The sequence below is a fragment of the Flavobacterium sp. TAB 87 genome, from assembly GCF_001529295.1.
Classification (GTDB): domain Bacteria; phylum Bacteroidota; class Bacteroidia; order Flavobacteriales; family Flavobacteriaceae; genus Flavobacterium.
The window spans coordinates 106078-119093 of sequence record NZ_LLWK01000037.1 but is presented as its reverse complement, the minus strand read 5'-3'; the positions used below and the strand labels follow the sequence as shown (position 1 = coordinate 119093).

At 33.3% G+C, this 13016-nt stretch carries 12 protein-coding genes; 11 read left to right on the top strand and 1 reads right to left on the bottom strand.

The genetic code is table 11. The features are described from left to right. Positions 1-124 precede the first annotated feature (124 nt). From AP058_RS09765 to AP058_RS09725, 10 genes are all read left to right on the top strand, one after another. The gene (locus tag AP058_RS09765; RefSeq protein ID WP_066309891.1) at positions 125-394 is read left to right on the top strand and encodes a hypothetical protein; all 270 of its coding nucleotides are present in this window, start codon (positions 125-127) and stop codon (positions 392-394) included. A 4-nt stretch (positions 395-398) separates the two neighbouring features. After that, positions 399-1796 carry an amidase family protein gene (locus AP058_RS09760; RefSeq protein ID WP_066309888.1) on the top strand — a complete coding sequence of 466 codons (1398 nt, stop codon included), beginning with the start codon at positions 399-401 and terminating at the stop codon, positions 1794-1796. Further along, positions 1796-5125: a bifunctional amidotransferase subunit GatB/aspartate--tRNA ligase AspS gene (gene gatB/aspS, locus AP058_RS09755; RefSeq protein ID WP_066309886.1), complete on the top strand. Its 3330-nt coding sequence runs from the start codon at positions 1796-1798 to the stop codon at positions 5123-5125. The genes AP058_RS09760 and gatB/aspS overlap by 1 nt, the downstream gene beginning before the upstream one ends. 301 nt (positions 5126-5426) lie before the next feature. Further along, positions 5427-6644 carry an ABC-three component system protein gene (locus tag AP058_RS09750; RefSeq protein ID WP_066309883.1) on the top strand — a complete coding sequence of 406 codons (1218 nt, stop codon included), beginning with the start codon at positions 5427-5429 and terminating at the stop codon, positions 6642-6644. Then, positions 6641-7081, top strand: coding sequence for a three component ABC system middle component (locus tag AP058_RS09745; RefSeq protein WP_066309880.1), 441 nt, complete (start codon positions 6641-6643; stop codon positions 7079-7081). The genes AP058_RS09750 and AP058_RS09745 overlap by 4 nt, the downstream gene beginning before the upstream one ends. Next, positions 7078-7725: an AAA family ATPase gene (locus tag AP058_RS16690; RefSeq protein WP_082706626.1), complete on the top strand. Its 648-nt coding sequence runs from the start codon at positions 7078-7080 to the stop codon at positions 7723-7725. Before AP058_RS09745 ends, AP058_RS16690 begins: the two co-directional genes overlap by 4 nt. A 59-nt stretch (positions 7726-7784) precedes the next feature. Beyond that, positions 7785-8924 carry a DUF3732 domain-containing protein gene (locus AP058_RS09740; RefSeq protein WP_197413398.1) on the top strand — a complete coding sequence of 380 codons (1140 nt, stop codon included), beginning with the start codon at positions 7785-7787 and terminating at the stop codon, positions 8922-8924. 383 nt (positions 8925-9307) lie between these two features. Then, a complete protein-coding gene (locus tag AP058_RS09735; RefSeq protein ID WP_066309878.1) occupies positions 9308-9535 on the top strand; it encodes an addiction module component CHP02574 family protein in 228 nt (75 codons plus the stop codon). After that, the gene (locus tag AP058_RS09730) at positions 9532-9816 is read left to right on the top strand and encodes a type II toxin-antitoxin system RelE/ParE family toxin (protein ID WP_066309875.1); all 285 of its coding nucleotides are present in this window, start codon (positions 9532-9534) and stop codon (positions 9814-9816) included. Before AP058_RS09735 ends, AP058_RS09730 begins: the two co-directional genes overlap by 4 nt. A 97-nt stretch (positions 9817-9913) precedes the next feature. After that, positions 9914-10282: a type II toxin-antitoxin system HigA family antitoxin gene (locus AP058_RS09725; protein WP_066309873.1), complete on the top strand. Its 369-nt coding sequence runs from the start codon at positions 9914-9916 to the stop codon at positions 10280-10282. Between the two features lie 66 nt (positions 10283-10348). On the opposite strand, the gene AP058_RS09720 is transcribed toward AP058_RS09725, so the two are convergent. After that, the gene (locus AP058_RS09720) at positions 10349-10807 is read right to left on the bottom strand and encodes an RNA methyltransferase (RefSeq protein ID WP_066309871.1); all 459 of its coding nucleotides are present in this window, start codon (positions 10805-10807) and stop codon (positions 10349-10351) included. Between the two features lie 472 nt (positions 10808-11279). Between AP058_RS09720 and asnB the strand changes: the two genes are divergently transcribed. Continuing rightward, positions 11280-12893, top strand: coding sequence for an asparagine synthase B (gene asnB, locus AP058_RS09715; RefSeq protein WP_066309869.1), 1614 nt, complete (start codon positions 11280-11282; stop codon positions 12891-12893). Positions 12894-13016: the final 123 nt, after the last annotated feature.

Genomic DNA, 13016 nt, shown 5'->3' with positions numbered 1-13016 from the left:
CACTGCTTTTTTTGTTAAATCCTGTGGTTTTTCGAGGGGTTAAATTCTTAAAAAAGCACGATTCCTTCATGAAACTTTTGTAAATTCGCCAACCTACAAGTTTGATTTTAAAACTAAATAAATTATGAATAAAATAATGACAGTCGACGTTTTGTCGAGTATTAAAGGAGCACAGCCTTCAGAGTCCGTGAACCAATTGTTTGATGTAATTAAAAATGCAATTCCCTCAAATAGTAATGCTGCAAATAATGTCAATCATAATTGTGTTTCTGTAAGTGATTTAAGGGATGATGTTGTAATTGAGAGCTCGGCTATCGAGAAACAAATTATTATAGAAAATTTCCCAAACAGTAAAAATGGATTTTTAGTAGTTGCTAAAGTTATAGAAGGATAAAAAAATGGATTCTCAGATAAAAAAAATACACCAGCAATTGGTGTCTAAACAAATAACTTGTACGGCTTTGGTACAAGAAAAATTAGACTTACTTAAACAAAACACCTACAATTCGGTAAATTCAGTTTTAGACACTTTAGCGCTAGATTTAGCAGCAAAAGTGGATACTAAAATTGCAAACGGTGAAACAATCGGTTTGTTAGAGGGAATTCCTTTTGGAATTAAAGATGTCTACATGGTACAAGGAACCTATACAACAGCAAGTTCGGATTTACTAAAAAATTACAAATCACCCTATACAGCAACTGCTATTCAGAAATTATTGGATGCTGGTGCAATTCCGTTGGTTAAAGAAAACTGCGATAGCTTTGGTCACGGTTCATCAAGTGAAAACACCATCTTTGGTGCTGTAAAAAACGCTGTTAATCCTGAATTAGTATCAGGAGGTTCTAGCGGTGGTTCTGCGGTGAATGTTGCCAAAGAATATACGGTATTTTCTATAGGTGGAGATACAGGAGGTTCGATTCGTCAGCCTGCCGGATATAACAAAATATATGGTTTTAAACCAACGTACGGAAGAGTTTCAAGATTTGGATTAATGGCTTATGCTTCTTCTACGGATTGTGTTGGACCCTTGGCAAAATCAATTGAAGATATCCGAATTGTGTTGAATGTAATGAGTGGAAAAGATCCGAAAGATCAAACTTCAATCACATCATCTGCAATTAGCGAAGAAGTGCTTACAGCTTCGACTGTAAAAACAATAGGATATTTTAAGAACTTCATCGAAAGTGAAGCAATTGATGCAGAAGTAAAAGTAGACTTTTTAGCGGCAATCGAAAAAATTAAAGCAAACGGAATTACAGTAAAAGAATTGGATTTCTTTCCATCAGATATTTTAGTTTCTACTTACTATACGTTAGCAATGGCAGAAACAGCTTCAAATTTATCTCGTTTAGATGGTACAAATTACGGAAACCGTATTGAAGCAGAAAATTTGATAGAAACGTATGCAGTAACGCGTTCTGAAAACTTTTCTGAAGAAACAAAACGCAGAATTGTTGGTGGAAATCAAGTATTGTCTCAAGGTTTCTCGGATGCTATTTATTTGAAAGCATTGGCAGTAAGAGATCAGATTTCTGAGAATTTCCGTAAGGATTTTGAAGAAGTTGATATTGTTTTATCGCCAGTTACACCAAGCACACCACCTAAAATTGGAGACAGTTTAAAGGATCCTTTGGCAATGTATTTGTCAGATGCTTACACTGTTGGTTTTAGTTTAGGACAATTACCAACAATGACTGTGCCACAAGGAACTGCAACGGGATTGCAAATTACGGCAGCAAAAAATAATGATGAAGCAGTGATGCAATTTGCTAACTTCTTAAAAGATACAATATAATGGAATTGGAGCAATTAAATGCGGCTATAATAGCCCACGATTTAGAATTGGTAATTGGGATTGAAACTCACGTCCGATTAAACACCAAAACCAAGTTGTTTTGTTCTTGTCCAAATCAAGAAATAGAAACACCTAACCAAAATATATGTTCGGTTTGTACGGGACAAATGGGAGTTTTACCTGCCTTAAATAAAGAAGCAATTACAAAAGCAATTTATTTTGGAAAAGCGGTAGAATCGACTTTTAGTAATGAAGTGATCTCCTGGGATAGAAAACATTACGAGTATCCAGATAACCCAAAAAACATTCAGATAACACAATTTCATAATCCGATAATTCCTGACGGACACGTTTCTTGTTATAGAAATGATGGTTCTCAATTTACGGTCAATCTAACTCAAGTTCATATTGAGGAAGATGCAGCAAAATTGATGCACGAAAAGAAGGTCTCTTTAGTCGATTTTAACAAAGCAGGAGTACCGTTAATTGAGATTGTAACAGAACCTTGTCTTCGCAACATCGAAGATGCTTCCACGTATGCGCAATACATTCAACGTATTGTTCAGAATTTAGGAATTTCAGAAGCGAATTTGGAGAAAGGAGAATTTAAATCGGATGTTTCGGTTTCTTTGCGTAAAAAAAATTCTACGGAGTTAAATCCAAGAACAGAAATCAAAAACTTGAACTCATTTAAGTTTATGATTGAAGCTTTGAAAGAAGAAGTAGAGAAACAATTCAATTATTTCATCGAAAATAAAGCGTTTAGACCTGATCAAACGACTGTTTTATGGGATGCTGATTTAAAGCAAACCAAAGTAATGCGTAAAAAAGAGTTTGAGGCCGATTATCGTTTTATCTCAGAACCTGATTTGCCTTTTGTAAACATCAAAAAGGAAATTGACGCAATATCGGTTGATACTGCAGCTTTGCCTTATGCAGTTGAATCTATTTTGATTAACGGAGGTGTTTTACCACAAGATGCAAAATTCTTTACTGCGGATGCGTTGCGTTCTAGAACCTTTGTAACTTTAAATAATTCCCTTAACGACGCTTCATTTGTTGCCAAAACTTTGGCTAATAATGTAAAAGCAGAGGACTACGTTAACATTCATAATATTGAACATTTAATTACCATTTTTGTTCTGTTTAAAGCAGAAAAAATAACGGCAGTTTTAGTTCAAAATGCGATTGCAGGATATTTGAAAGATCAAAATTTTGATTATCAAAAGTACTTCGCAGACAATACCATTTCTGAAGAAAAAATTCAAGAAGTAATTGACAAAGTGCTTTCTGAAAATGAGGCTGTTGCCAATGATATAAAAGGAGGTAATGAAGGAAAAGCGGGTATTTTAGTTGGTAAAGTTTTAGGTATAGTTGGTAAAGGTGCCGATGGAAAAGTAATTCGTAAAATTATTTTAGATCAATTAGGTGCAGTTGCGACTTTAGAAAAAAATCAATCAGAATCGGTTTCAGAAGTATCAGTTGTTGAAAATAAAGAAAGTCAAGAAGAATCCCTTCCGGAAGTTCCTATTATTATAAAAGACAGCTACAGAACACATAAAATTTCGCAATTGTCGGAAACCAATATTGGCGAAGTAGTAGAGTTGTCAGGTTGGGTAGCGAGTGTTCGTGATCATGGTGAGTTGATGTTTATTGACTTACGTGATTCAAGTTATGAGATTTTCCAAGTACGTATTAGCAGAGAGTCATTTCCTAATATTGATGACTTAGTGAAGATAAAATCAGAATCTGTAATTTCGGTAAAAGGAACTATAGTTGGTCGTAATGAAGACGATTACAATGCAGGTTTGCGTACAGGTAAAATTGAAATGGAAACTTCTGTTTTAGAAATATTGAATTTGTCTAAAACATTGCCTTTTGAAATAAAGAGAGCAGCAAAAACAAACGAAGCAATTCGTTTTCAGTACAAATTTTTGGATCACAGAAATGAAGAGGTTCGTAGAGCGATCGTAAACCGTCATAAAGTAATTAAATTATTGCGTGACATTTTAGATACAGAAGAATTTTTAGAAATTGAAACACCAATTTTAAGTGCAGGAACCGATGAAGGCGCACGCGAATTCATTGTTCCAACTCGTAAAGGTTCAGGGTTGTTTTATACGTTACCACAAGCACCACAACAGTTCAAACAAATGCTGATGGTGAGTGGTTATGAGAAATATTTTCAGATTGCACGATGTTTTAGAGATGAGGATTCTCGTGGAGATCGTCAGCCTGAGTTTACCCAGTTGGATATTGAAATGGCGTATGCAAGTATGCAACAAATTATTGATTTAAATAGTAAAATGTTTAATGAAATAGTGACTAAGATATACGGTAAAAAATGGATCTTACATCCGTTTGAAGTAATTACCTATAAAAACGCCATGGATTTTTACGGTTGCGACAGACCTGATTTACGCTATGGTTTAAAAATGCAAGACATCACGGAGATTGTCAAAGAAACGACTTTTCAGGTATTCAGCAAGCCAATTGATGAAGGTGGAATTGTAAAATGTATTAAAGTTTCGGCCCAAGAGCAAGGAAACAAACGTATGTCTAAAGGTCAGATCGAAACTTTGACTGCGGTTGCACAACAACACGGTTTAGGTGGTTTGGCTTATATTATTGTAAATGAAGGAGAGTTGCAATCGCCAATTATTAAGTTTTTAGGTGAAGAAATTGCAGCAGGAATCATCAAAGCAACGAATGCACAAGTTGGGGATATTGTATTCTTCTCGGCAGCAGATTATGCTACGGCAAATAAAGCTTTGGATGCGGTTCGTCAAGAAATGGGTAGAATGTTGAATTTGATTAATCCGAAGGAATTGCGTCCGGCGTGGGTAGTTGATTTCCCTATGTTCGAAAAAACAGAGGAAGGAAGATGGACGTTTACGCACAATCCGTTCTCTATGCCAGCAATTTATGATTTGCAAAAACACATGAATGGTAAAGAAGAAGAAATCGGATCCATTATCGCGCAGCAATACGACATCATCTTAAATGGGTACGAGATTGGTGGAGGTTCTGTTCGTGCACACAAATCGGAAATTCTAGAAGCAACTTATAAAAATATGGGTTACAACAAAGAAGAAATGATGAAGAGTGTAGGAACCATGTACAAAGCTTTCCAATACGGAGCGCCACCGCACGGAGGAATCGCTTGGGGAATTGACCGACTAATGATGATTTTAGAGAAAAAAGCATCCATTAGAGAGGTAATGGCTTTTCCAAAAACAGGAAGTAGTGAAGATTTATTATTCGGAGCGCCATCTCTTTTATCTGACAAAAAGGTAGAAGAAATGAATGTGAAGATAATGAGGAAATAAGTTTTAATATCTAAAAATAATTAAAAAAGGCGGATTTGTACTGAAAAGTTGAATTCGCTTTTTTTATGGGGTTGATAACAGTTTGGTTGTTGTTTCTAGGGATATTTCAATAATCCAGTTTCAACAAATTAAAAATTCATTTGAATGTTCGTAATGTTTTTTTCATATTTTAGTGAATAAAATAAAGTCTGAGTATTGTTAGACTTATACACCTAAATTTGGGTAGATAAGCTTGGTATTGTGCTAGATATATACAAGTTAGGGCTTATAAAAAAATACTGAGTCGCAACAATTTAATATTATGAGTAATAATAAAACACATACCGAAAAAACTGCTGCAGAATCAAAATCAATTGGTTTTGATTACCAGTATTATTTCTTCTTGTGGAAAGTCCTTTTGTTGCAACCGAATGAATCTGTTGGATTGGAAGTTAAAGACGATGTACATACTGATTTGAGCAACAATTATCAAGTACTTTATCAGTTAAAGCATACTATAAAGAAAAATGCAGGTGGCTCTATTGCGAATCTGGCTACCTCAGATTTAGACATGTGGAAAACATTCTCAAACTGGTCGAAGGTCATTAGCGATAAAAATGACTCAAGAGGCACAACACAAGCTCAACTTAGCTTTGTTGTGAAGACAAGTTTTGTTTTGGCAAGCAACAAATCGTCCAATGAATCAAATATAGTTGTCGCTAGAATTAATGAACTTCAAAGTGGAACTAAGAATGAAAGCGTTGTTAGGACTTATTTCGAAAGCTTAGCTAAAAGTACTACCAACCAAGATTTAAAAGGTTATATTAAAGATGTATTGAATCTGGACAAAAAGGTTTTAGAACAATTTTTATTGAATACGTTTTTTCACTTGGATGATAACGATATCATAACAAAGTGCAAAGTGGCTGTTAAGTCTAAAATGATTCCTCAGAATAAGATTGAGCAAGCATTTACAATGATAGATTCGACTTTACGCTCCGACAATTTTCTTCAAATCAAGGATAAAGTTAAAATTGAAATTTCATTTGATACATTTTATGAAAAATATAGACGCTATTTTGACATTTTCAGAAATGACACATTAATTGTACAAGAATACAAAGGAGTACTTCCAGATAAATTGGAAGATCAGATTTTCATCAAACAACTGCTAGAAATTGGATTTGTAGAAAGTGATGACTTTGAACACATAAGCCGATTAACTCTATTCAAGCTTAAATTATTAAATAATCTTGAGGACTGGAAACGTGAAGGTGAAATCACAGATTTAGAGATAAAGCGTTTTAAAGAAAACGCTTATAATTTATGGGATACTGAATTTCGTTTACAGCATATGGGAACTTTTTCAGAAGAAGAATATAATAATAAAGGTATTGAGGTTCTGCGTTCTGTGTTAAAACATTCCTTAAATCTAAGTGGGCAAGAACTTGATGTTGATATGTGCAATGGGAAGTTTTATTCACTTTCGGATGAGGCAATAATAGGTTGGCGGAAGGATTGGAAAAAGTATAATAAATGAAAGTAGACTATAATAATATTGGTATCGGAGCTCTAGCTATTGGCTCTGTATTAAGCATAAATAATGAGTTGTCACTGGCTAAGACAACTTTAATATTACCATTTATCACTCACACTGAATGTCTAAATTATTTGGCTAGAGCTACCACTCAGGCAAATAGTATTGAAAAACTAATTGCGGAGAGAATTAGTTATTTTTCAAATTTTAACATTAGATATTATGATTCATTATGTCTGTCATTTTCATCGATCCAATACTTGACCGAAATGGGTTATGCTCAGCTCCAAGGAGACTTACTTGTAAAGATAAAACCATTAGAATATAACGCAAAAATGGGTAAAAGAGCTAAAAAGATATTTCAAGCTGCCAATAATGTCTCAGAATTACTCATGGAAAATGACAATAAACTATACTTAAATTTAAGAGTTCAATTATGAATTTTAATATAAATAAAATCGTCCTGTGGCTTAACAACGGAAAAATTAGAGAGATTGAATTCAAGCCAAACAAAGTTAATTTAATAACAGGTGGAAGCCATACAGGTAAAAGTGCTATTCTTGAAATAGTTGATTATTGTTTTTTCTCAAGTAAGTCTCGGATTTCAGAAGATACGATAAACGAGAATATTTTATGGTATGGAATAAATATTTCGGTGAATGATAAAAACTATACAATAGCAAGGGAATCTTTGACAGAGGGGAAAGTTTCTAATAACTACTATTTTTCTTCCTTTGGTGAGGTACCTTTAATTGTGGTCTCAAACAATTCGGAGAATGCTATAAAATCTATTTTAGAAACAGAATTTAAAATAGATAGAGATGCAAAATTCCCAACAAATTATGGGAGTAATTACATTAAGGCAGGTACTAAGATTTCACTACGGTACTTTTTAATGTTTAATACTATATCTGGTAATATTATTGAAAATGATGAAGGTGTATTTTTTGATAAACAAAATGATATCAGATATAAAGAGGCACTTCCTCGAATTTTCGATCTAGCGGTAGGTATAGAAACCATTGAGAATATCCTTAAAAGCGAAAAAAAAGCGGAACTAGAGAACCAATTAGCTCCCTTATAAGGAAAAATAAAGCTATATCATCAAAAGCGTCAGACTTTAATCAAGAGCGTGTTGAAATTTTGCAAAAAGCCAAGGAACATAACGTGGTCAGGGAGGATGCTAAAGTTGATGAAGTAATCGTTGAACTCAACAAAGCAATTCAGGGATTTGAAACTGAACCAACTACAAATTCGGATAAAGAAAAATTAGAATCATCATTTTATTCCCTTCAACGAAAAATACGAAACCTAAAACAGTTCTCTTCGGAGTACAATAAGTATAAGAGTTCTATTAAGAACCTTGATGATAGTCTTAAACCAATTGAGTTTCTTAGAGAAAAAGATTCTGAAATAATAAAAACCTCAATATTTGAGCAGCTTGTAACTGCCTACACTAAAGATTTAAATACAATCCGCAAGTCATATAGCAATAATACTCCAATAGACAGACAGGTTAATGATAACGTCAAGGATTTAGAAAAAGAAAAAGAAATAATAAAATCAAAATTAGACCTACTACCTAAAGAAAATAAAAGTTTTGAAAGTGAAAGAGAAAAATATTTCTTTTTAGGTCAAGTGAAATCAAAACTCGAAATATTTTCATCAGAATCTTCACCTATTTTAACATCATATGATGAAGAAATTGGAGCTTTAGAAGCAGAAATAGAGCAGTTAATTGTCTTAAATACTGAGGAAAAAAGAGAGCTAACAATAAAGTTGACTGAAGAAATTATAAGTGAATACATAAAAGAATCTGATAAAGCTCTAGCAAATTATTCAACCTACCAACCTGTCTTTGACTATAAAAACAAAACATTGCTTTTACGGAAACCGAAGACCTCATACATAGAAAATGTGGGTAGCAGTTCTAATCATATGTTTCTTCACTTGTTTTTCTCGCTTGCAATGCATGAAGTCATATTTCAAAACAAGTCACCATTTGTTGCTCCTTTCCTAATCATAGACCAGCCTAGTAGACCATATTATGGTACGAACGGAAAGAGAAAAACGGATGATCCTGAGAGCGATGACTACAAAATCAAGAAAGCATTTGAATTACTTGACAGATTTATAGAAACAAGAAAAAGTAATAATGGAGATTTTCAGATGATTGTTTTAGAGCATATTCCTATTGAAACGGTAACAAATCTTAAAAACATTCATATTGTTGAAGAGTTCTTTAATGGTAATGCATTAATCCCAAAATCATATATTGAATAGGGACAAACCGAACGACCTAGATTTATCTTTAGGGATAGCGTAGAATTGTATGCTGTTACCGCTCCAATTGGTAACTAAAACAAATTAAAAAGAGGGATTTGTATCGAAAGATATAAATCGGAGTATTGAGGGGAAATGAATGTAAAGATTATGAGGAAATAAAGCTTCAATGTTAAAAATCAAAAATCAAAAATCAAAAATCAAAAATCAATTTCAAGAAGAATTGATTTAAGAGCAAATTTTCAAAATGGGCATTTCGGTGTTTGTTTTGAAAATTTGTTTTTATAAGGGTTTTAGGTTTTGAAATTGGTATTGATTTTTGCAATTGTCATTGAAATTGATTTTTTTGTATCTTTGAAAAAAGCTATTTAAATCTAATTATTATGAATGTCCAGTATATATCCGATAATTTAGGAAATAAGACCGCTGTTGTTGTTGCAATAGAAGATTGGGAAAGTATTAAAAAAAGCTACCCAAGTATTGAAAAAGTAAACGAAGATTTGCCTCAATGGCAAAAAGATATTTTAGATACTCGTTTAGCTGATTTAGACAATCCTGATAAGTTTAAATCTATTGAATACTTATTCGATGTGCTAGACGAAGAAATATGAAATACCAAATAATTTATCATACTGATGCCGAAAACGACATTAGAAGCAATAAAAAATGGTACAAAGAACAACAGATAGGTTTAGAAAAAAGTTTTGTTTTAGCTTTAAAGAAGACTATTAGTTATATTATTGAAAATCCACTTTTGTTTGAAGTCAAATACAGAAACACAAGAGTGGCATTTACGGAAAAATTCCCATTTGGGGTACATTATCAATTTGATAATATTAGCAAAATTACAATTTTCACTATTTTACATACCAGTAAAAATCCTTTCGTTTAAATAAAAATTCTCAATTTTCGAGTGTTTATTACTTTGATTAATACTTATACTTATTTCTATTGGTGTGATAAAATAAACATTAATACAATTTAGAATTATGGTAATAGCTCCTGTTAAAACAGAAAATGATTACAAGAAAGCATTGGAGAGACTTGAAGTGATTTTTGATGCTACTCCTAATTCTATCGAAGGTGATGAAGCGGAGATTTTAAGTATGCTAATTGATAATTATGAAAATCAATATTTTCCTACCGAAGCTCCAGACCCGATTGAAGCGATAAAAATTAGAATGGAAGAGATGAATATCAAGCAAAAAGACTTGGTTGGGATTATTGGAGGAAAAAGCAGTGTTTCTGAAGTTTTAAACAAGAAAAAAAGATTAATTGTTGATATGATTAGAGAACTTGAGACAATATTAAATATTTCCGCTTCTGTATTAGTGAGTAATTACAAATTGAGTAAATAAGAGAATCAATTTCAATGGTGAAGTTTATTTCTTTATTCTCATTGTAATTGAATTTTGCCATTGATTTCAAGACCTCGGCTTAATAAGTCCTCTATCATAAAGAACGATCGATCCTGCAACCGACACATTCAAGCTAAAGTGCGATTTGAATTTTACTAAAAAATGACATTTTTCAATAGCCTGTTTAGTAAGTCCATTGTCTTCAGCGCCTAATAAGTAAACACAACGTCTTGGATGTTCAAAAGTTTCTAAGTCCTCCGCATTTTCATCCAATTCAACGCCAACCAAACGTGCTCCTTTGGGTAAGTTTTTATAGAATTCGTCAAAAGACTCGTAGTGAAAGTAAGGAATAGACTTTACGGCATTGTGCGTGTCGCAAGCTTGTTTGGCGTACCGATTTCCGATGGTAAAAATAAAGCTGGCGCCTAAATTTTGTGCAGAGCGCCACAAAACGCCTAAATTTTCAGGAGTTTTGCCATTTTGAATCCCAATACCAAAATATTCAGTTATAAAATTATCATTCATACTGCAAAAATACAAACTGTTAGTAGCATTGTCAATTTTTTGATTTATTTAAAATATTTTTTTTTAGGAGCAAGAAGAGTAGGTGTTTTCAAGAACTTGAGTTTCTGCTATTCATTATATCTTTATCTTTTTAAAGCAAAAACGCAAAAGGATAGCACTGCGATCGAGGCTACAAACAAATAGTTAATCTTTTTAAATTCTGGCAAGTAGATGACTAAAAGTAAATTGAAGTTTGCGAAAATGGCGCAATTCAATGGGGGAAATAATCTCAAAAGACATGCAGATTAAAATTAATGTCTGATGTAAAATTAGGTAATGTATTTGCTATCGAGAAGTAGATAAGTACGGCCATTTATTTTAGTTTTAACTATTTGAAAATAATGGTGTGAAGTTATAATTTATTTTTAAATTTGAGTTTTATAGTAATAAGTTGTAAAAAAATACCGAACAAAGTAGTAAAATTTAAATTGATATGGGTGCAGTTTTAGCCATTATTGGAAAAGGAAAAGATCCGCAAGTAGTGAAAGAACTTTCGAAGAGAATGTCACACCGCGGACCTGACGAAAGTGGTTTAAAAGTTACCGAGAAAGGATATATTTTAAGTCATGAAAGACTTTCGACCATAGATCTAGTAACGGGTCAGCAACCCATTCAAGGAACAAGTACTGCTTGGATGGTTAAAGATGGTATCATTTACAACCATCAAGAACTCAAAGACTGCCTTTTGAAAGATTGTGTGTTTAGAACGCAAACCGATTCGGAGGTAATTGTTCATTTATATGAAAAATTCGGCTATGATTTCTGCAATAAATTAGACGGCTCATTTGCTTTTATTGTTATTGACGGCGAAGATTTTATTGCGGCGCGTGATCCAATTGGAGTTAAGCCATTGTATTACGGTTTAGACGAGAGAGGCCGCATTTACTTTTCCTCCGAAATGAAGGCTATTGCAGATCAATGTAAAACTTTTTCTACTTTTCCGCCTGGCCACTATTACACACCAAAAACGGGATTTGTAAAATATTATTTGCCAGAATACGAAGATTTTGAAGCAGCAGACCAAAATTTAGATTTAAAATTACTTCGAGATATGTTGATCGAGTCGACTCGCAAACGGTTAATTAGCGATACACCAGTAGGCGTTTTACTTTCGGGAGGTTTAGATTCTTCCATTACATCTTCTATTGCCTCTCGACTAATGAAGCAGCAAGGCAAAAAGCTAAAATCATTTGCAATTGGTTTAGATGCCAATGCGCCTGATATAGTGGCGGCGAAGCAAGTTGCTAAATTTTTAGATACCGATCATCATGAATTTTACTTTACTGTTGAACAAGGAATTGCTATTTTGAAAGAATTAATATGGCATTTAGAAACTTACGATATCACTTCGATTAGGGCCAGTGTACCACTTTATTTTTTATCAAAATGTATTGCACAATCAGGAGTGAAGGTGGTGCTTTCGGGAGAAGGAGCAGACGAGATTTTTGGAGGTTATTTGTATTTTAGAAATGCACCTTCGGCAGAAGAATTTCAAAAGGAAACAATCGAGAGAGTTCAAAAATTATTTACGGCAGATTTGCTGCGTTCTGATAAAGCAACAATGGCAAATGGATTAGAAGCTAGAGTTCCGTTTTTGGACAAAGGTTTTCTAGATGTCGCCATGCGCATTAAATCGTTTGAAAAACAACCCAAAACCTATGATGGAAAAGAAAAATATATTTTAAGAAAAGCTTTTGATACGCCCGAAGATCCATACTTGCCACAAGAAGTTTTATGGCGTCAAAAAGAACAATTTTCGGATGGAGTAGGTTACAATTGGATCGACGAGTTGGTAGCTTACTGTGCTACACAAGTGACTGATGAGCAGTTGGAAGCTGCGGCGGCTAAATTTCATTACAATGTACCTACAACTAAAGAAGCATATTTGTATCGATCTATTTTTCATGATTTTTTCCCTCAAATTAGTGCGGCACAAACCGTTCGAAAATGGATTCCGAAATGGCAAGAAAGCTTAGATCCGAGTGGAAGAGCCAATAAAGCGCATATTAAGACTTCGTTATTAACTAAAAATGAAGCGACTATTTAAAAATGACTGTCGAAATAAATATAAAATCCGAAATGAGCGTAAAATCTTGTTTCGGATTTTTTGTGTGAAGTTGATACTTTCAATTATTGCTTTTAACCAAAAAAAAGAAGATTTTATTTTAAA